At 55.8% G+C, this 18,496-nt stretch carries 18 protein-coding genes and 1 pseudogene; 14 read left to right on the forward strand and 5 right to left on the reverse strand.

All coding sequences use genetic code 11. The features are described from left to right. Positions 1–472 precede the first annotated feature (472 nt). The 4 genes from ACMXYH_RS02335 to ACMXYH_RS02350 all read left to right on the forward strand — a co-directional run bounded on the left by ACMXYH_RS02335 (position 473) and on the right by ACMXYH_RS02350 (position 6,121). Entirely contained in the window at positions 473–3,385 is a 2,913-nt protein-coding gene (locus tag ACMXYH_RS02335; protein ID WP_415766173.1) for an aminotransferase, read from the forward strand. Positions 3,386–3,673: 288 nt separating this feature from the next. Continuing rightward, positions 3,674–4,552 (forward strand): N-carbamoylputrescine amidase, encoded by an 879-nt coding sequence (gene aguB, locus ACMXYH_RS02340; protein WP_415766174.1) that lies wholly within the window; start codon positions 3,674–3,676, stop codon positions 4,550–4,552. A 5-nt stretch (positions 4,553–4,557) separates the two neighbouring features. Further along, positions 4,558–5,664 (forward strand): agmatine deiminase, encoded by a 1,107-nt coding sequence (aguA, locus tag ACMXYH_RS02345; RefSeq protein WP_415766175.1) that lies wholly within the window; start codon positions 4,558–4,560, stop codon positions 5,662–5,664. Between the two features lie 244 nt (positions 5,665–5,908). Beyond that, entirely contained in the window at positions 5,909–6,121 is a 213-nt protein-coding gene (locus ACMXYH_RS02350) for a hypothetical protein (RefSeq protein ID WP_046045525.1), read from the forward strand. Between the two features lie 195 nt (positions 6,122–6,316). Here the strand turns inward: ACMXYH_RS02350 and ACMXYH_RS02355 are convergent, their stop codons facing one another. Further along, entirely contained in the window at positions 6,317–8,407 is a 2,091-nt protein-coding gene (locus ACMXYH_RS02355; RefSeq protein ID WP_415766176.1) for a TonB-dependent receptor, read from the reverse strand. A 254-nt stretch (positions 8,408–8,661) separates the two neighbouring features. Here ACMXYH_RS02355 and ACMXYH_RS02360 point away from each other — a divergent pair, with 254 nt between their 5' ends. The 6 genes and pseudogenes from ACMXYH_RS02360 (at position 8,662) to ACMXYH_RS02385 (ending at position 13,183) form a co-directional block, all read left to right on the forward strand. Next, a complete protein-coding gene (locus ACMXYH_RS02360; RefSeq protein ID WP_415766178.1) occupies positions 8,662–9,333 on the forward strand; it encodes a DsbA family protein in 672 nt (223 codons plus the stop codon). 251 nt (positions 9,334–9,584) lie between these two features. Further along, positions 9,585–10,869 (forward strand): annotated as a pseudogene (locus ACMXYH_RS02365) (OprD family porin). Between the two features lie 328 nt (positions 10,870–11,197). Continuing rightward, positions 11,198–11,488: a type II toxin-antitoxin system RelB/DinJ family antitoxin gene (locus ACMXYH_RS02370; protein ID WP_415766179.1), complete on the forward strand. Its 291-nt coding sequence runs from the start codon at positions 11,198–11,200 to the stop codon at positions 11,486–11,488. Further along, positions 11,454–11,768, forward strand: coding sequence for a type II toxin-antitoxin system YafQ family toxin (locus tag ACMXYH_RS02375; RefSeq protein ID WP_415766180.1), 315 nt, complete (start codon positions 11,454–11,456; stop codon positions 11,766–11,768). Before ACMXYH_RS02370 ends, ACMXYH_RS02375 begins: the two co-directional genes overlap by 35 nt. Positions 11,769–12,095: 327 nt before the next feature. Then, positions 12,096–12,506 carry an MbcA/ParS/Xre antitoxin family protein gene (locus tag ACMXYH_RS02380; RefSeq protein WP_415766181.1) on the forward strand — a complete coding sequence of 137 codons (411 nt, stop codon included), beginning with the start codon at positions 12,096–12,098 and terminating at the stop codon, positions 12,504–12,506. Continuing rightward, positions 12,506–13,183 carry an RES family NAD+ phosphorylase gene (locus ACMXYH_RS02385; RefSeq protein WP_415766182.1) on the forward strand — a complete coding sequence of 226 codons (678 nt, stop codon included), beginning with the start codon at positions 12,506–12,508 and terminating at the stop codon, positions 13,181–13,183. The genes ACMXYH_RS02380 and ACMXYH_RS02385 overlap by 1 nt, the downstream gene beginning before the upstream one ends. Positions 13,184–13,238: 55 nt before the next feature. On the opposite strand, the gene ACMXYH_RS02390 is transcribed toward ACMXYH_RS02385, so the two are convergent. Further along, on the reverse strand, positions 13,239–13,532 hold the full coding sequence (locus ACMXYH_RS02390) for a DUF3077 domain-containing protein (protein ID WP_415766183.1): 294 nt from the start codon (positions 13,530–13,532) through the stop codon (positions 13,239–13,241). A gap of 361 nt (positions 13,533–13,893) precedes the next feature. On the opposite strand from ACMXYH_RS02390, the gene ACMXYH_RS02395 reads away from it, so the two are divergent. Beyond that, a complete protein-coding gene (locus ACMXYH_RS02395) occupies positions 13,894–14,241 on the forward strand; it encodes a type II toxin-antitoxin system RelE/ParE family toxin (RefSeq protein WP_415766184.1) in 348 nt (115 codons plus the stop codon). Here ACMXYH_RS02395 and ACMXYH_RS02400 read toward each other — a convergent pair. Further along, positions 14,238–14,561, reverse strand: a complete 324-nt coding sequence (locus tag ACMXYH_RS02400) for a helix-turn-helix domain-containing protein (RefSeq protein WP_415766185.1) — start codon at positions 14,559–14,561, stop codon at positions 14,238–14,240. The genes ACMXYH_RS02395 and ACMXYH_RS02400 overlap by 4 nt on opposite strands. 227 nt (positions 14,562–14,788) lie before the next feature. On the opposite strand from ACMXYH_RS02400, the gene ACMXYH_RS02405 reads away from it, so the two are divergent. Genes ACMXYH_RS02405 through ACMXYH_RS02415 form a run of 3 tightly spaced genes read left to right on the forward strand, consistent with a single transcriptional unit; the run spans position 14,789 to position 16,417 of the window. After that, positions 14,789–15,010 carry a tautomerase family protein gene (locus ACMXYH_RS02405; protein WP_046045533.1) on the forward strand — a complete coding sequence of 74 codons (222 nt, stop codon included), beginning with the start codon at positions 14,789–14,791 and terminating at the stop codon, positions 15,008–15,010. Further along, positions 15,007–15,663: a DsbA family oxidoreductase gene (locus ACMXYH_RS02410; protein WP_415766186.1), complete on the forward strand. Its 657-nt coding sequence runs from the start codon at positions 15,007–15,009 to the stop codon at positions 15,661–15,663. Before ACMXYH_RS02405 ends, ACMXYH_RS02410 begins: the two co-directional genes overlap by 4 nt. A gap of 43 nt (positions 15,664–15,706) precedes the next feature. Further along, the gene (locus tag ACMXYH_RS02415) at positions 15,707–16,417 is read left to right on the forward strand and encodes an SDR family NAD(P)-dependent oxidoreductase (protein ID WP_415766187.1); all 711 of its coding nucleotides are present in this window, start codon (positions 15,707–15,709) and stop codon (positions 16,415–16,417) included. Between the two features lie 191 nt (positions 16,418–16,608). Here the strand turns inward: ACMXYH_RS02415 and ACMXYH_RS02420 are convergent, their stop codons facing one another. Continuing rightward, positions 16,609–17,562: a TauD/TfdA dioxygenase family protein gene (locus ACMXYH_RS02420; RefSeq protein WP_415766188.1), complete on the reverse strand. Its 954-nt coding sequence runs from the start codon at positions 17,560–17,562 to the stop codon at positions 16,609–16,611. 25 nt (positions 17,563–17,587) lie between these two features. Continuing rightward, a complete protein-coding gene (locus ACMXYH_RS02425) occupies positions 17,588–18,325 on the reverse strand; it encodes a TSUP family transporter (protein WP_282481195.1) in 738 nt (245 codons plus the stop codon). Positions 18,326–18,496: the final 171 nt, after the last annotated feature.

The following is an 18,496-nucleotide window of genomic DNA, read 5'->3' on the forward strand; positions in this document are numbered from 1 at the left end:
TAGGCGTTGATGGGCGTCATTCTTGCGCAAAGTAGCGGCGGGCGCGAGTGAACCGTGGTTCACGGTAATCAAACTCTGGAAGTGCAGTCCTGAAAGTTTGAGGTTTTCGACGCGCAAGGCGCTGAAGGCTTTGTATCTCCAATGGTCTTAATACGAGCCATCGTTCGCTACATTCACCTCACCGAAGTACCGGTGCTTGGACTATAGACACTGTCCCTCTTTCTTTATTGACGTGAACAAAAATTTCATCATCCACGATGAAAAAAGGCCTTGTCAGAAGGGCTACGTGGATCTTCTGCTGGGCGCATTCTTTGAGTACAGCCGCTGTAGTTTGTTCCCCCCCCTTCAGCGGAAGGTAATCCGGGATGGGCGTAGGAAAATTCAATAGAGAGGTCGCTGGCTTGAAAGGGGGTTGCGTATCGCCCCAAGCAGTGGCGATATAAGCGCCTAATAAAATTTCAGGGGTCGTTGTATGCCGCTCGCCACGTTGATTCATCGCGCCAGTTTGCCCAGCCCGCAAGTGTCTGCGGAGCAAGCGCTTGAGCTGTTGAAGGGACATTACGGGCTGAGTGGAAGGTTGCAGGCCCTCGGCAGCCAGCAGGATCTTAACTATCGGGTCGACAGCGACCAGGGGCGTTTTGTCCTGAAAATCTGTCGTGGCGACTACTCGGCGCTGGAGCTGCACGCCCAGCACGCCGGGCTCAAGCATTTGGGTGAACACCCCGATGTGCATGTGCCACGAGTGATTCCCGCCAAAAACGGTGCAGACCTACTTTCCCTGGAAGTCGGGGGCCAACCGGTGCATGTGCGCCTGCTCGATTACATCGAAGGCCAGTCGCTCACACACCTGGATCATCTGCCCGGTTCAGTGGTGGCCGGTTTCGGTCGGCTCTGCGGTGAAATGGACCTGGCCCTGGCCGGTTTCGATCATCCGGGCCTCGAACGCACCCTTCAATGGGACGCCCGTCACGCCAACGCGCTGATCGCGCATTTGTTGCCGGTCATCAACGACGACCAGCAACGCCGGCTGATCGCCGATGCGGCTGAACGGGCCGAGCGTCATTTGCAGCCGCTTGTGGATAAGCTGCCGGTGCAGGCCATTCACATGGATATCACCGACGACAACGTGGTGTGGCAGCGAGATTCGCAACGCCAGTGGCAATTGCAGGGCGTGATCGATTTCGGCGACCTGGTTCGTACCTGGCGCATTACTGATCTGTCGGTGACCTGCGCGGCGCTGCTGCACCACGCTGATGGCGATCCGTTCTACATTTTGCCGGCGGTTCAGGCCTATCACGCTGTCAATCCGCTCACGCATGAAGAGTTACTGGCGCTCTGGCCGCTGATCGTCGCCCGTGCGGCGGTGTTGGTGCTCAGCGGTGAACAGCAGGTCAGCATCGATCCTGGCAACGCGTACAGCCGCGACAATCTCACCCACGAGTGGGAGATTTTCCGCGTCGCTACATCAGTGCCGTTGGCGTTGATGGAAGCGGCGATCCTGACCTCGGTCGGCCAGAACCTGCCGAGCATCGGTAGCGAAGGTTTCGCGCCGCTGCTGCCGAGCCTGGTGGGGCGTGAGTTTGCGTTGATCGATTTGGGCGTGCTCAGTCCGCATTTTGAGGCCGGCAACTGGGAGCAGGAGGGGATCGATCAACGTCTGCTGACCGAAGCCGCCGCGGCTCATGGTCTGGCGGCCAGTCGTTATGGGCAATATCGCTTGTCCCGTACCCGGCCGGACAGCGCCACGGAGCCGGACACGTGCCCATTGCACGTCGAATTGCGAGTGCCCCACGGCACGGCGGTCGAGTCACCGTTTGCCGGGGTGGTGCATCAGCCGGCGGCAGGCGTGCTGCAATTGGATGGCCCGCAACTGAGTGTGCGGTTGTGGGGCGTGACGCCGTCGCTGCACACGGGCGCAGCGCTGGTCAAAGGTCAGGTGTTGGGTTCAGTCAACGGGCCATTGGTGGTGCAGTTGTGCCGAGGCGCCTCGTTCAATGCGCCCTTGTTTTGTACGCCGTCTCGTGCCGCGGCCTGGCAAGCGTTGTGCCCGTCGCCGGCGGTGCTGTTGGGGCTGGCCTGTGACGCCGAAGTGGAACTCGATTCGCAGACGTTGCTTGCGCGCCGTGATGCCAGTTTCGCCCGTACCCAGAAGCACTATTACGTCGATCCGCCGCGCATCGAACGTGGCTGGCGCAATCACTTGATCGACATGCAGGGTCGCTCCTACCTCGACATGCTCAACAACGTTGCGGTGCTTGGCCACGGTCATCCGCGCATGGCCGCGGTCGCCAGTCGTCAGTGGTCGCTGCTCAATACCAACTCGCGTTTTAACTACGCAGCGATTGCCGAGTTTTCCGAGCGTTTGCTGAAACTGTCGCCGGACTCCATGGACCGAGTGTTCCTGGTCAACAGCGGCAGCGAGGCCAACGACCTGGCAATCCGCCTGGCATGGGCCTACAGCGGCGGTCGCGACATGCTCAGCGTGCTGGAGGCCTATCACGGCTGGACAGTGGGCGCGGACGCGGTCTCGACCTCGATTGCCGACAACCCGAAGGCTTTGAGCAGCCGTCCGGACTGGGTGCATCCAGTCACCGCGCCGAATACTTATCGCGGCGAATTCCGTGGACCAGGCAGCGCGCCGGACTACGTGCGCAGCGTCGAACACAACCTGGCGAAAATTGCCGAGCAGAAACGTCAACTGGCCGGTTTCATCTGCGAGCCGGTGTATGGCAATGCCGGCGGTATCTCGCTGCCGCCAGGGTATTTGAAGCAGGTTTATGCACTGGTTCGTGCCCAGGGCGGTGTCTGCATCGCCGATGAAGTGCAGGTCGGTTACGGCCGCATGGGCAACTTTTTCTGGGGTTTCGAAGAGCAGGGCGTGGTGCCAGACATCATCACCATGGCCAAAGGCATGGGCAACGGCCAGCCGTTGGGCGCGGTGATCACTCGCCGGGAAATCGCCGAAGCGCTGGAGGCCGAGGGTTACTTCTTCTCGTCGGCCGGCGGCAGCCCGGTCAGTTGCCAGATTGGCATGGCGGTGCTGGATGTGATGGAAGAAGAAAAGCTCTGGGAAAACGCTCAGGTCGTTGGCGGGTATTTCAAGGAACGGCTTGAAGCGCTGATCGATATTCATCCGCTGGTGGGCGCGGTGCATGGTTCCGGCTTCTATCTGGGCGTCGAGTTGATCCGCAATCGCGAAACCCTGGAACCGGCGACCGAAGAAACCACGGCGCTGTGTGATCGGTTGCGCGAACTGGGGATCTTCATGCAGCCGACCGGCGATTACCTGAACATCCTCAAGATCAAACCGCCGATGGTGACCTCGCGTCAGAGCGTGGATTTCTTCGTGGACATGCTGTCGCAGGTTTTGGATGAAGGGTTGTAAACGGTATTTTTCGATGTACACGGACTAATGTGGGAGCGGGCTTGCTCGCGAAAGCGTCGTATCAGTCGACATCAATGTTGAGTGATCAACCGCCTTCGCGAGCAAGCCCGCTCCCACAGGGGATCGCGCTAAGTCCGATTATTATCGAGTGTTAGTGCGTTGTTTTAGACAGAAGGCATATTTATCGCTTTTAAAGCCGATTTTTATCGGCTATAAAGTCGTCATTCTTCTTTCTGTCATCGGTCGATGCCACCTTCGACCCTCAAGCAATTGCCCCGGAGATGATTCATGAGCCGTATCGTTACCGTCGCCGCCACCCAGATGGCCTGTTCCTGGGACCTTGAAGCCAACATCGAGACCGCTGAGAGGCTGGTCCGTGAGGCCGCGGCGAAAGGCGCGCAGATCATCCTGATCCAGGAACTGTTCGAGGCTCCGTACTTCTGCCAAAAGCCGAACCCGGATTACCTGCAGCTGGCCACGACCGTTGAAGACAACGTCGCCATCAAGCACTTCCAGAAAGTCGCCAAAGAACTGCAAGTCGTTTTGCCGATCAGCTTCTACGAACTGGCGGGCCGCGCACGTTTCAACAGCATCGCGATTATCGATGCCGACGGCAGCAATATCGGGATTTATCGTAAAAGCCATATCCCGGACGGCCCTGGCTACCACGAAAAGTACTACTTCAATCCGGGCGATACCGGCTTCAAAGTCTGGAACACCCGTTACGCGAAAATCGGCGTGGGCATCTGCTGGGACCAGTGGTTCCCGGAATGTGCCCGCAGCATGGCGTTGCTGGGCGCGGAAATCCTGTTCTACCCGACCGCAATCGGCAGCGAGCCACACGACAAGACCATTTCGTCCCGTGATCACTGGCAGCGCGTGCAACAAGGCCATGCCGGCGCCAACCTGATGCCGCTGATCGCCAGCAACCGCATCGGCAACGAAGAGCAGGACGGTTACGACATCACCTTTTACGGCTCATCGTTCATCGCCAACCAGTTCGGCGAGAAGGTTCAGGAGCTCGACAAGACCGAAGAAGGCGTGCTGGTTCAAAGCTTCGACCTCGATGAGCTGGAGCACATCCGCAGCGCGTGGGGTTCGTTCCGTGATCGTCGCCCGAACCTGTATGGCACACTAAAGACCCTCGACGGTTCCCTGGAGTCCTGATCGCTATGACCACTTTGAACAGCACCCCTCGCGCTGATGGCTTTTACATGCCAGCCGAATGGGCGCCGCAAACCCAGACCTGGATGATCTGGCCCGAGCGCCCGGACAACTGGCGCCTGGGTGGCAAACCGGCGCAGGCCGCGCACGTCGCGGTGGCCAAAGCCATTGCCCGCTTCGAACCGGTGACCGTGGCGGTTTCCGCCGGCCAATACGAAAACGCCCGTGCCCGCCTGGACGTGCCGAATATTCGTGTGGTGGAAATGTCCAGCGACGACGCCTGGGTTCGCGACACTGGCCCGACGTTTGTCATCAATAACAGTGGCGAAGTCCGTGGTGTGAATTGGGACTTCAACTCGTGGGGCGGTTTCGACGGTGGTCTGTACTCGCCGTGGAATCGCGACTCGCAGGTCGGCGGCAAGATCCTCGAGATCGAGCGCAGCCAGCGCTACCGCACCGAGGGCTTTGTGCTTGAAGGCGGTTCGATCCACGTTGATGGCGAAGGCACGCTGATCACCACCGAAGAATGCCTGCTTAACCGCAATCGCAATCCGCACATGAACCGCGCAGAGATCGAAGCGGTGCTCAGTGCGAATCTGGCTGTGGATAAAATCATCTGGCTGCCGGACGGTTTGTTCAACGACGAAACCGACGGCCATGTGGATAACTTCTGCTGCTACGTGCGTCCGGGCGAAGTGTTGCTGGCCTGGACCGATGATCCGCAGGACCCGAACTACCCGCGCTGCCAGGCGGCGATGAAAGTGCTGGAAAGCAGCACCGACGCCAAGGGTCGCCCATTCACGGTGCACAAGATGCCGATTCCGGGGCCGCTGTATGCGACCGAAGAAGAGTGCGCTGGTGTTGATCCGGTGGACGGGACTCAGGAACGTAATTCGACCGTGCGTCTGGCCGGTTCCTACGTGAACTTTCTGATCGTGAACGGCGGCATCATCGCGCCGAGCTTTGACGACCCGCTGGATGGCCCGGCAAAAGAGATTTTGCAGGCACTGTTCCCGCAGCACGAAGTGGTGATGGTGCCCGGCCGCGAACTGTTACTGGGAGGCGGTAACATTCACTGCCTTACCCAACAACAGCCAGCACCGCACAAGGAGTGAGTGAGGTTGTAACAGCTTGAGTTGATTGCAGAATCGATTCGGCAAGCGTTTTGCCTTCTCGCCTTGTAGAGAGCCCGCAGTCCATCAGGACCGCGGGCTTTTTTGTATCCGCTTGTCGACAGTTTCTAAACCTTGGCACAGCTCTTGTATCTCTCCTGGTGTAAAACAGGGAGGAGAGAACTGCGATGTTCTGTCATAAACCTTGGATAAGTTAGCCGCTCACACACCAGGAGAGAGCGCGGAAATGAACGCCGAAATGAATGTAGTGAGCGAACGGGCGTTGCATCCCCTGGCAGTAAACAGCGAATCGCTCCAGGTCCTGGCGCACTGGTTGAAGTCCAATGGAACGCGTCAGATCAGAGAACCTGATCCGCGCCGGATGATGATCGAACGCTACCCCGCTGGTTTATTCAGCGAAGCGGAGCTGGAAGCGTTGTGGGATGTGATGGAAGGATAAGAAGAAAAACAACGGATTGGTAAAAGCGCTGCCGGGATGGCGGCGCTTTTTTATGGGCGAAGGTTTTTTCATGATCACTGGAGATCAAATGTGGGAGCGGGCTTGCTCGCGAAGGCGGGGTGTCAGTCGACATTAATGTTGAATGATCGATCGCCTTCGCGAGCAAGCCCGCTCCCACACTGGATCGCAGTGAATTTAGAAACTGTAGGTTCCGGTCACGACCAGGCTGCGCGGTTCACCCGGCTGAATCTGCGCCGCGCTGGTGGCCGACGAGTAATAGGTCTTGTCGCTGATGTTGTTCAGCGCCGCGCGCAAATCCCAATCCTTCTGCCGGAACCCGGCCAATGCATCCCAACGGCCATAACCCGGCAGGACGGTGGTGTTGAGGTTGTCGGCATAACGCTGGCCTACCAGGGTCAGACCGGTTTCAGCGTACCAGCCCATTTCCGGCTTCCAGGTCAGGAACAGGCTGCCGTTATGCTTGGCCACGTTGCTGATGCGTTTGCCTTCAAAGCCGTTGTTGTCCTTTTCGACTGTCGCGTCCTGCACACCCACGCCACCGCGCACGTACCAGTTGCCGGCGATTTTGCCGGTGCCAGTCAGCTCGATCCCGCGGGAACGTTGCACGCCGGTCATCAAGGTGACGGTCGGATCGTTGGGGTCGCGGGTACGGCGGTTGTAGAGTTCCAGTTCGTAGATCCCCAACGTGGTACTCAGGCGATCATCGAGCCAGTCGCTCTTCACGCCGATTTCCTTTTGCTTGGTCAGCTCGGGACTCAGGTCATTGCTGTTGCCGGCGGCGCCTGGGGTGATACCGATCAAGCCACCGCCGACCGGGGAAAACGTCTTGGTCCAGGAGGCGTAGAAGGAATGATTCTGCAGCGGCGTCCACACCAGTCCTACACGCGGGCTGGTGCTATGGCTGTCGCGATCTTCGGAAATGTCCCGCAGCTTGTTGGTCGACTCGATGTCGAAGGTGTCGTAACGCAAGCCGGCCAGCAGTTGCCATTGATCGTTCAGGCGCAGTTGATCCTGCACGTACACCGCACGGCTTTCGACTTCGGTGTGAGTGCTGCTGGACACTTGCATCCGCCCGGTATGGCGCAAATTGCGGTCGGGATTGTACAGGTCCAGTGCCGGCACCGGCTGAGTCCCGCGCCCGGTGGCCGCGTTGTACAACGTAGGGTCGCGCCGCTGGCTGCCGATTTCGATGCCGGTCAGCAAACGATGTTCAAGGCCGAACGTGTCGAAACCGCCTTCCAGTTCGACGTTGTTGTAGACGTTGCGGGTGGTCAGGTCCTGTTGCCAGTGCTGGCGCGTGACCTTGTTGGTCGCCGGGGTATAACCCGTCAGGTAGGTGTTGTCGAAATCGCTGTTGAGCTTGAACACGCCCAGGGTGTGGCGCAGCTGCCAGTTGTCGCTGAGCTCATAACTGAGTTTCGAGCGCAGGGATTGCGACTTGTCGTCGATGAAATCGTGTTCGCTGCCGTAGGTCGTATCCCGTCCTACGTCCGCCGGGCGCCCGTTTACACCGGGGATGCCGCGATCCGGCGTACGGTTGTAGCGGCTGTATTCGTACTGCACCAGCCAGTTCAGGTCCGGCGTCAGTTGCCAGCTCATCGATGGAGCGAACAGTTGGCGATTGCCGCTCACGCCGTCGCGGAAGCTGTTTTGGTCCATGTTGCCCATGTTCAGGCGCAGGCTGATGTTCTCGCTCGGGTCGGTGCTGAGGTCGGCGTAGAGGCTGCGCAAATCATCGCTGCCGCCCTGGGCTTCGATGGTCGAGCGACGACCGAATTCAGGCAATTTGCTGACCCGATTGACGATCCCGCCCTGACTGCCACGGCCATACAAAACAGCGGCCGGGCCTTTGAGGACTTCGATGCGTTCGATGTTGTGCAAATCGCGCACGTATTGGCTGTCGTCGCGGATGCCGTCGAGGTAGAAGTCGTTGCTGGCGTCGAAACCGCGGATGCGCAAGCTGTCGAAGCGAGTGTCGGCGCCGCTGCTGACGTTGGGGATGCCGCTCAGCGCAGTGCCCAGATCGTTGGTGCCGTAATCCACGACGTTCGCGGTTTTGATCGAGTCGATGGCTTGTGGAACGTAGCGCACCGGCGTGGCGGTGCGGGTCGCGGTGCTGGTTTCCTTCACGCGCGGGTCATCGGCCTCAACTTCGGCGCTGATCGACGTCTCGGGTAAAACAGTGGTGGCGGCGCAGGTAAAACCGGCAGAGAGAAATGCAGAAAGCCCAAGTGTGACGGGCGTGAGGCGAAAGGGGGCAGGCATCTGAAGCGCATCCGGAAGGGTGGAGTAATTTGATGGCGTGAATGGTAATGCTTGCTATTTACTTCCGTTAATTATTCTTGAAAGGTTTCTCTGTTTGATTATTTCGAATTGTGTCGAGATGGCTACAGTGGGGCCGTGAGGCCATTCGACCGATTCATGAAACAGACTGAAAGCCATTGCAGCGTTTTTCAGAAACGGGCGGAGGACTAATCTGCCGGCATCTCGTTTTCCTACGCTTTTGCCGGAGTCTTCCCATGATCCTTCACTACATTTACGACCCGTTGTGCGGCTGGTGCTATGGCGCAAAACCGCTGGTGCAAGCCGCCCAGGCTGTTTTGCCAGTGATCGCCCACGGCGGCGGGATGATGACCGGTGCCAACCGCCAGACAGTCTCGCCACAACTGCGCAACTACGTGATGCCCCACGACCGGCGCATTGCCGAGTACACCGGCCAGCCGTTCGGCGAGGCGTATTTCGAGGGTTTGCTGCGCGATGAGACAGCGGTGTTCGATTCCGCACCGCCGATTGCCGCGGTGCTGGCAGCCGAGCAGCTCGCCGGCCGCGGACTGGAGTTGCTGGGGCGTTTGCAAAGTGCTCACTACGAGGAAGGTCGACGCATTGCCGATGAAGCTGTGTTGTTAGAACTCGCGAAAGACATCGGTCTGGAACCTCAAGCGTTCCAGGCTGCTTTCAAAGACGCTGAAACCGATCGCCATATCAAGGACAGTCGAGCATTCCTGGCCGAAGTCGGCGGCCAGGGTTTCCCGACCTTCGCCCTGGAACACAATGGCCAATTCACCCTGATCGATATCGGCCCGTGGCTCGGCAAGCCGCAAGCCTTCGCGGCATGGCTGAGTCAGTCGCTTCCCGGACAAGCGTCATCATCGGAGCTTCAAGCCTGTGGCCTCGACGGCTGCGCCCATTGACGTCGACCAGTGATTTCTTAGACGTTTTTCGCCTATTTACAGACGATTCATGAAATTGACACATCGTTAAGGGCGCGGCTAGGATTCGCCCCACGCCTGTGGCTAACCGCCATGACTCAAAAAAAATAAAAAGGCCCGCCACGATTTCTTCGTGCGCGGGCCTTTTTGTTTGGGGTGAAAAAAGAGTGCGATAGCGCCGTTTCAGCCGTTCGACACAGCGCGTATCAACCGGTCATAAGGAAAAGAACAAAATGTTGAACAAGCGAATCAGCCTGATCGCTCTGGGGATGTTGATTGCTACACAGGTCATGGCTAACGACCAGGCCGAATCCAAGGGTTTTGTTGAAGACAGCAGCCTCAAAGTGCTGCTGCGCAATGCCTACATCAATCGCGATAAAAAAAGACGGCAACGACGACCAGCGTGAATGGGGTCAGGCTGCCATCGGTACCTACACCTCGGGCTTCACCCAAGGAACTGTCGGCGTAGGCGTTGATGCCTTCGGTCTGTACGGCTTGCGTCTGGACCGTGGTAGCCACAGCGGCGGCCAAGGCATCGACTTCTTCAAGGAAGGCGACAGCGGTAACCCGGCCGGCGACCTGGCCAAATCCGGTGGCGCGGTAAAATTCCGCGTATCCAGCACCGTTCTGACTTACGGCGACCAGATGCCGGTCATGCCGGTGCTGAACTACGACAACTCCCGCCTGCTGCCAGAAAGCTATACCGGCACGCTGATCACCTCCAAGGAGATCAAAGGCCTGGAGCTGAACGCCGGTCGCTTCACCGCCGAATCGCGCAAAAGTGCTGAAGGCCGTGACAGCGGTGGCCTGAAGTCGATCAACGTGCTGGGCGGTAGCTACCAGTTCACCGAACAGTTCAAGGCTGCGCTGTACGCCTCCGACGTCGAAGACGTGTTGAAGAAGCAATACGTGAACGCCAACTACGTGTTCCCGATCGACAGGGATCAGTCCCTGACCCTGGACTTCAACGGCTACCGCACCAAGCTGGACGATTCCTACGTTCGCGAAAGCGGTGCCACCGGCGACGACAACAAGATCTGGAGCCTGGCCGCCACATTCGCCACCGGCGCGCACTCGTTCACGCTCGCCCACCAGCGCAGCACCGGCGACAGCAACCTGGGCTACCCCTACGGCGGCTACCAGAAGGATCAAGGTCGCGTCGGCGACGGTGGCAACACCATCTACCTGGCGAACTCCTACTGGTCCGACTTCAACGCCGAAGACGAACGCAGCTGGCAGCTGGGCTACGGCCTCGACTTCAGCACCTTCGGAATTCCAGGCCTGAGCTACAACTTCGCCTACGTGCGCGGCGACAACATCACCACCTCCACCAGCGAAGGCGGTACCGAGCGCGAAATCTTCAACCAGTTCAAATACGTCGTGCAAAGCGGCCCGGCCAAAGACCTGAGCGTGAAACTGCGCAGCTCGATCCTGCGTGTCTCGCAGAAATCGAGTGAGTACAACTCCAGCGGTAATGAAGTGCGTGTGTTCGTGGATTACCCGATCAACATTTTCTGATGATCGGTTGCGCTATCGAGGCCTGATGCAAGGCTGAGAAAGAAAAAGCCCCGACTGGTTCGGGGCTTTTGTGGGCGCGATTTAGAGCTCAACGCTCTCAGCTATTTCCTGCATTGAACCGGGATGGTTCTCGAGTAGGAAAGGGATCAGGCTGATATTCATCGCGTGCTCAAACGATTGAAATACTGGGCGAGAAATCCAGCTGATGATCAAGCTTCCCAAGCTTTGGAGCCGTCCATCACGCTGAAGTTGACCGAAAAGATCCCGCTCAACCACAATGCTCGAGGTAGCGCCAATGTAGCTACAAATCAACGATGAGGTTTTTACCATGGGTGCATTACTGAAAACCACAGACGTGCGTTGCCGCATTGATGAGGATTTGAAGGCGCGGGCTACTGAAGTCTTGAGTGCTTGCGGCTTGAGCATCAGTGATGCCATGCGTCTTTTTCTTCGTCAGGTTGTAGCGACTCAGGGCCTCCCGTTTGAGGTACGCGTCCCCTCGGAGAAGACGGCCCGCGCCATGACGGAAGCACGAGATATTCGCCAGCGGTTCGACTCGATAGACGACATGCTGAGGGACGCTGATGGCGAAACCGGAGAAAAAGCAAAAGCGCGCTGAGCTGCCCAAACAGTGTGCACAAACATCGGAATTCAAGAAGTCGTGGGAACGTTACAAGCGAGCCGGACGCCGTGACATGAATGAAGTCCGTCAGGTGATGGTCATGCTATTTCTGGGAGAGCCATTGCCCGCCGAGTATCTGGATCATCCGTTGACGGGGGTTTGGGCAGGTTTTCGAGAGTGCCATATAGGCGGTGATTTCTTGATGATTTATGAGCACACGCGCTCCGATCTGATCACATTTGTTGATCTCGGAAGTCATTCCGAACTGTTCAAGTAGCGCCTCTCAACACAAGCCCCGACTGGTTCGGGGCTTTTTGTGGGCGCTGTCTCGTCCTGAATAAGGTTTACACCTTCTGACTTCTTATCAGGAGGGTGCAATGGATACGGGCGCAAAACGCAGTCAGCGAGATTACACGCTGACTTTTAATTGTCGGTTGTCGACCAAGTCGAAAAAGGCGAGTTGAGTTATAAAGAGGCTCAACGCACTGTGGAAACCGTGATCGTCGAAAAGCCTTAGAAAATCCGCAAACGAACAAAAATTAAAAACATGTTCGGATCTGTACTACTCTGAAGGCACATCCCTTTGCCCGAAGGAGTCCTTCCAATGGCAACTTCATCTCCCGTGCGCACCGCTCCCCAAGAACTCGACACCCCGGAAGCCGGCCGTGTGGCGCTCAAGTTCTTCTTCAACCTGATGGAGCGTTGGGGCTGCACCGCCGAAGAACAGCGCACGCTGCTGGGCAAAGTCGGCAACACCACCTTCTATAAATACAAACACCTGCCGCCCACTGTGCGTCTCCCTCATGACACTCTGGAGCGCATCTCCTACCTGATGGGCATCCACAAAGCGCTAAGCATCATCTTCAGCAACAACCGCGACCGCGCCTACAAATGGGTCAGCAGTCCGAACACCGCCGCGCCGTTCAATGGTCAATCCGCGTTGAGCTATATGCTGGCCGGCCGGGTGGTGGACATCGCTGACGTGCGTCGCTACCTCGATGGCGTTCGCGGCTGATGGCCCCGGAAGTAGCGCTCCCCGAGTGGAACCGTGCTTACCGGATGATCAACAGCGCGTTCCCCCCGATCACCCTGTTTGAAGACGTACTCGACCCCGAAGACCTGCAAACCGCCTACGCCCTGGAAGCCCTGACCAACGACCGGTTGGTGCAAGAAGCCGGCGTGCTCTCCCGCGTGCGGCCCGAAGACCGAATCTCCGGCCCCGGCTCATCACCGGTCATGGCCGCGTTCACCCACATCGGCAAAACCAGCCGCTTCACTGACGGCACCTATGGCGTCTACTACGCCGCCAGCAGCCAGGCCGCCGCCATCGCCGAAACGAGCTATCACCAGGAACGCTTCCTCGCCGCAACCAACGAGCCCGACATCGAGTTGACCCTGCGCACCTACGTCAACAAAGTCGTTAAACCGATGCACGACATCCGCCAACACTACCCCGAGCTGCACAACCCGGACCCTGACGCTTACGGGCCGTCACAAGTCTTTGCCCGACAACTGCGTGAAACCTTGTCGTGGGGGCTGCTTTACAACAGCGTTCGGCTGCCTGGGCATGAATGTGTCGCTGCGTTTCGTCCGCCGGCCGTGTCTATTCCGAAGCAAGGCAAGCACATTCGATATGTGTGGAGTGCGAGCAGTCGGAAGATTTCGTTTGTGTTTGAGGTCAGCGAGGTATGAGCCGGAATGCAAAAAGCCCCGATTGATTCGGGGCTTTTTCTTGTGTGCGATTTGTTTATGGCGCGACGTTACTGTCTCGGTTGTTACCCGGTGCATCGAGCACCTTCGCTACGTCATCGATGATCGCCTTACTCATATCCTGCAAAAAATGCGACGCCCAGGCATGCCGGTCGGTGTCACGAACCATGGCGGCGTCTGATGCGAGAAGTTTGGCGATGTGAAGCAGGTCGGAGGCATGGGAGAGGGCCTGGATGACCGGGACACCGGCGTTGATGCGGAACAGTGGTTGGTTGCCGTGGTAGGAGAAAGGGGTGAGGCCGATGGTTTTCAGGTCTTGGGGGTTGGTCATTGGGCACCTCCGGTTTTTGGGCGGTGGTGAGGGTGACCCGGTGTAGCAGTAGCGAAAATTTTGAGTGGATTGCGGGCATACATAAGGAGAACTCCGGTTGGTTCTTGCATCGAATTCGAGTTCTCAGGCCCGGTCGCTGAATTGGCAGCGACGCGTCGAAGGTAGCTAGCGGTGAGAGGCCGCGCAATCGTGGCTAGGTGGTGGCGTCAATTAAAAAAGCGACATGTAACAAAACGGACTACTTCAAAAGAGGCTGAGTCCTACTGCGAAAAGAGCCAGCGATGACTACTAAACAGCAATCCATCAATCGTCTACTGAGGCGTTCGGAGGGCATCGACTGTTCCAGGTAGGAATCCATCTTTTGAAGAGATTTGCTTTTGTAAATGAAGCTGCAACACGCGAGTACAGGGACTTACCGGGCTGGGTACAAGATGAGTTCGGGAAAGACTTGATGCGTGTGCAGTACAGCCGGGATCCAGAGCTGGCAATAAAGCAGCTGAGTTCAGTTGGGGCGGGCGCTATTGAGTTGATCATCAATGGTAGTCCCGCATACCGATGCATCTACATTGCGAAGTATGCGGATACCATTTTCGTCCTTCATTCGTTCGTGAAAACGACGAATCGAACAGATCGTCACGCAATGACAGTCGCGCAAGATCGGTTGAAGGAGCTGAAAAGGGAGCTTCGGAAAATGGGATGTAACGTCTAGCAGGCGTGAGCTTGTGAAATGACAATCTGAGGTAATGCGCCGGCATCATTGGATGGCAATGTAAAAGTGGTGCGAAAGCCGAGTTTATCCAGCATGTCCATCATCGCATCGATCGTAAATTTCTCGATCTTCCCAGTGGTGAGCTCTGAAACGCGTGATTGGGTCACGTTCAACCTGGCTGCGGCCTCACTCTGTTTGAGGCCCAGTTTTTTGATGCACTCAGTGATGAAAATTGACAACTCCATTTTCAGAGCCATTTTGCTGGCGACTTCCTCGTCATGCGTGACATGGAACGGGCTGTCGAAGAATTGGATTGCCATGAGCATTCCCCCTTTTTTAATAGTTATCTAAAATTTGCGATAAATTGAGGTTAGCGATTGCTCATTTTTGATGCAAACATTTTTTTCGCCTGCCCCCCAGCATACTCATTACACCAAGTAACTAATGATGTTCCCGCCCCCACCTTTATCCCCTCCAGCTAACTCCCTACATTGAGCTCCAACGCCGACCCATTCATTCCGAAGGGAAGGTCACTTGGAGATTCCTCATGCCTTTCGTAAGCGTACGCATCACCCGCGATGGCGTTACCTCTGAGCAGAAAGCTCAGGTGATCGCTGAAATCACTGAAACCCTGGAACGCGTTCTTAACAAGGATCCGCACCTGACCCACATCGTGATCGAAGAGGTCGACACCGATAACTGGGGCTACGCCGGTATCACCACCACCCAGTACCGCAAGCAACTGGCTGAGGCGGAGGGGCAGTCATGACCGCGACCGTCTCCATCGATTTCATCTCCGACGTGGTGTGCCCGTGGTGCGCGTTGGGTGCGACGGCGCTGGAGCAGGCGATCGAGAACGTGGCGGGTGAAGTCTCGGTGGAGCTGACCTACAAGCCCTTCGAGTTGAACCCGGACATGCCGGCAGTCGGCGAAAAAGCGGTTGAGCACTTGATGCGCAAATATGGACGAACCGCCGAAGACGTCGCCGCCGGCAAAGCGATGCAGATCGAACGTGGTGCGGCCATTGGTTTCAAGTTCGATTTGGAGAAGCGCAGCCACTTCTACAACACGTTTGATGCTCACCGGTTGTTGATGTGGGCGTTGCAGGAAGGGCGGCAGGTCGCACTGAAGAAAATCCTGCTGCGCGCTTATTTCACCGACGGCCGGAACCCGAGCGATCGCGAGACGCTGGTGGGTCTGGCTGCTGAAGCGGGACTGGATGCGGCGGCGGCTCAAGAGGTGTTGGCGTCCGGAGCGTTCGCTGAGGAAGTGCGTGAGCTTGAAGCGTTTTACCGCCAGCGCGGCATCAATTCGGTACCGGCCATGGTGCTTAACGGTCGTCACCTGGTGTCCGGTTCGCAGTCGGTCGAGTACTACGAACAGATGTTGAGACAAATGGCGAAGGCCCCCGCCGAAGCCTGATTACTTACTTTTTCAAACCATCATTTATTAGTAGAGGTTCATCATGAGTAATTCGAAAAAAGTCATCGTTATTACTGGTGCTTCCCAAGGTCTCGGCGCAGGCATGGTCAAGGCGTTCCGTGATCTGGATTACAAGGTTGTTGCCACTTCGCGTTCGATCAAACCGTCCACCGACCCAGACATCCTCACCGTGGCGGGCGACATCGGCAACCCGGAAGTCGCCCAGCAAGTCATCCGTGAAGCCATCGCACGTTTTGGCCGCATCGACACCCTGGTCAACAACGCCGGGATCTTCATCGCCAAGCCGTTCACCGCGTACACCGCGGAAGACTACGCCAACGTGCTGTCGGTGAACCTGAACGGCTTTTTCTACATCACCCAACTCGCGATCAACGAGATGGAAAAAAAAGGCAGCGGCCACGTCGTCAACATCACCACCAGCCTGGTGGACCACGCCATCGACGGTGTGCCATCGGTACTGGCGTCGTTGACCAAAGGTGGTTTGAATGCGGCGACCAAATCCCTGGCCATCGAGTACGCCAAGCGTGGGATTCGGGTGAATGCGGTTTCCCCAGGTATCATCAAGACGCCGATGCATGGCGAGGAAACTCATGAAGCGCTGGGGAACCTGCACCCGGTTGGGCACATGGGCGAGATCAGCGACATTGCTCAGGCGGTCGTGTATCTGGACAGCGCCAACTTTGTCACCGGCGAAATCCTGCACGTCGATGGTGGTCAGAGCGCGGGTCACTAAAACCTGACTTTCCAAACCCCGGAAACAACAAAGCCCTCGTATTTCTACGAGGGCTTTGTTTTGTATGGTGTAGCAATCTCGCTGACTTCTTCGCCGATGGCGTGTTTACTGCAGCCGCAGGCGCAAGTCAGTTCATGCTCGGGAAGTTCGTGGATGATCTCGATGCGCAGCAGATTGGCGGGCAGAGGCTATCACTCGACAATCATATCAAGCTCGTCGTGAGCTTTTGATAAGCTCTTGGTCGGTTGATAATGAATGCCACATGTATATTCAATACGTAAATGCTCTGCATTTTCTTGTTGGGAAGTATTATAGTTCTGAAAGGGGAGCATTGCTCTACGCACAGGTGACTGATTCAATATATTTTTAAATATAACTTGTGAGTCATCAGCAATCCAAAGTCTTCTTACTTTTCGTTTCTTGCTGCCATCAAAGAATTGATGGCGTGCGTGTAAGACTCTAAGGTTATCCATCACCAGGATATCCCCAGGCTCAAGACTTACATTAATAATGTAGTTCTCATTGGTGGAGTATTCATTTTGGATGTAATTAAATGCAGCGCTGGCCCACTCAGGAATAAACGCGGTGCTGTCATACCTGTAGCGGATTCTTAATTTATTTTCATTGATTTTTTCGAATACAGAGCAATCCATAGATAACAGGTCGTCTCGACAGTAAGTGACAATTCCGCTCGTCATCAATGTCTTTAATATGCCAGCTTGATTTGCAAGTAAGTCATTGTAAATCTTCTGCCCGTCAACCAAAAAATTATCTCCGCCAATCTCTGGTTTTGATACGCACTGAAGAATTACAAATTTGGGAGGCGTGATTTTCTTTGCCACGCCATCAACATAAGTTATCCCATTCAAGAAAGATCCATCAGTATGAGGGAAAAAATCACTTGATAATTCACCATGATAATCATCTTTGAAACTTTGCCAATCCTTATTAATTGGCTCTCCACCGCCCACGACGCCATGTTCGTCAGATTTTGTGTGGAATTGAATTAGCCCAAACTTGCCCGCGACATCTCTAAATGCCTCCAAAGAGTTGTCTTGAGGCTTGACAACACAATATCCATGTTCATTAAGAAAGTTGGAGATTCCTTGGGTGTCAAAGAAATCAAACTTTTTGCTCGCGGTCATTTCACACTCCCTGTTTTGATAAACTTCACATGCCCTTGATAAAATGATCCAGAATCATTTTAAAACCAAAAAAAGTGACCCCCGCTTTTAAAAGCATGGCGCCTACACGTTGCGATATTCGATCTCTAAGAAACCCGCCCAGATACGAGCCGATAGTGGATGCTGCTATCATGATGATTATGAGTTCTGCGTAGTCCATGAATGCAAAGCCCGCAATAACAAAAGCAGCGACTTTCAACCCGTGCAGCACACTCATTTGCATGGCATGCGTGACGATTACTTCATTTTTATTGATATTCATCTTCATCAAGATGGGCTGTGATATCAAACCGGTTACAGCAACGAAAAGCGAAAGAAATGTTTGAAGAAAACCAACGATGGCAAAGTTTTTAAGCACGAATCCTAATGATGAAACAATCTTGGTCCATGTGATTGCTAGAATAAAAATGCCAAGGATCAATGATAAGTATTTTTCAGGGAAATTCCCTATGAAGAAATATCCAATAAAAGCTCCCGTCAGACAGCCGATGATATATCTGGGAAGGATCTCTATTTTTGCGCTCTTGTAGTCAAATGCGAATCGACTGCCATTGCTCACCATTTGAATCAAGCCGTGAACCGGTACAACCGCAGAGATAGGTATAAATTGAGGCATCACAGCAAGCAATCCAATCCCGCCACCGACACCAATGGCGGCAGTCATGAATGAAGTTATGAAACTGACACCCACCAAAACGTATAAGCCAGAAGAGAGTTCAAACATGTTTAGTTCCTGTTCGGTTTCTTAAGATAAAAATTGCATCTCTATGCAGCGGCTTCCAGTTATGTCGGCGCGCACTTACGCGTCCGATAACGCGAATGACGTCATCAGCCGTGCCGCACACTGTTCAAACAAAGTTAAGAGGGTCGCCCCTGTCCGGGGCTGTGATAAGCA

Source organism: Pseudomonas frigoris, from assembly GCF_047758635.1.
Lineage (GTDB): Bacteria > Pseudomonadota > Gammaproteobacteria > Pseudomonadales > Pseudomonadaceae > Aquipseudomonas > Aquipseudomonas frigoris.

Bases quoted from the DNA above. Each gene is read 5' to 3' on its own strand.
- ACMXYH_RS02380 (WP_415766181.1), top strand. From the start codon at position 12,096: ATGGCAACTTCATCTCCCGTGCGCACCGCTCCCCAAGAACTCGACACC.
- ACMXYH_RS02400 (WP_415766185.1), bottom strand. From the start codon at position 14,561: ATGGCAATCCAATTCTTCGACAGCCCGTTCCATGTCACGCATGACGAG.
- ACMXYH_RS02355 (WP_415766176.1), bottom strand. From the start codon at position 8,407: ATGCCTGCCCCCTTTCGCCTCACGCCCGTCACACTTGGGCTTTCTGCA.
- ACMXYH_RS02335 (WP_415766173.1), top strand. From the start codon at position 473: ATGCCGCTCGCCACGTTGATTCATCGCGCCAGTTTGCCCAGCCCGCAA.
- ACMXYH_RS02350 (WP_046045525.1), top strand. From the start codon at position 5,909: ATGAACGCCGAAATGAATGTAGTGAGCGAACGGGCGTTGCATCCCCTG.
- ACMXYH_RS02410 (WP_415766186.1), top strand. From the start codon at position 15,007: ATGACCGCGACCGTCTCCATCGATTTCATCTCCGACGTGGTGTGCCCG.
- ACMXYH_RS02425 (WP_282481195.1), bottom strand. From the start codon at position 18,325: ATGTTTGAACTCTCTTCTGGCTTATACGTTTTGGTGGGTGTCAGTTTC.
- ACMXYH_RS02360 (WP_415766178.1), top strand. From the start codon at position 8,662: ATGATCCTTCACTACATTTACGACCCGTTGTGCGGCTGGTGCTATGGC.
- ACMXYH_RS02370 (WP_415766179.1), top strand. From the start codon at position 11,198: ATGGGTGCATTACTGAAAACCACAGACGTGCGTTGCCGCATTGATGAG.
- ACMXYH_RS02390 (WP_415766183.1), bottom strand. From the start codon at position 13,532: ATGACCAACCCCCAAGACCTGAAAACCATCGGCCTCACCCCTTTCTCC.
- ACMXYH_RS02375 (WP_415766180.1), top strand. From the start codon at position 11,454: ATGGCGAAACCGGAGAAAAAGCAAAAGCGCGCTGAGCTGCCCAAACAG.
- ACMXYH_RS02405 (WP_046045533.1), top strand. From the start codon at position 14,789: ATGCCTTTCGTAAGCGTACGCATCACCCGCGATGGCGTTACCTCTGAG.
- ACMXYH_RS02420 (WP_415766188.1), bottom strand. From the start codon at position 17,562: ATGACCGCGAGCAAAAAGTTTGATTTCTTTGACACCCAAGGAATCTCC.
- ACMXYH_RS02415 (WP_415766187.1), top strand. From the start codon at position 15,707: ATGAGTAATTCGAAAAAAGTCATCGTTATTACTGGTGCTTCCCAAGGT.
- aguA (WP_415766175.1), top strand. From the start codon at position 4,558: ATGACCACTTTGAACAGCACCCCTCGCGCTGATGGCTTTTACATGCCA.
- aguB (WP_415766174.1), top strand. From the start codon at position 3,674: ATGAGCCGTATCGTTACCGTCGCCGCCACCCAGATGGCCTGTTCCTGG.
- ACMXYH_RS02385 (WP_415766182.1), top strand. From the start codon at position 12,506: ATGGCCCCGGAAGTAGCGCTCCCCGAGTGGAACCGTGCTTACCGGATG.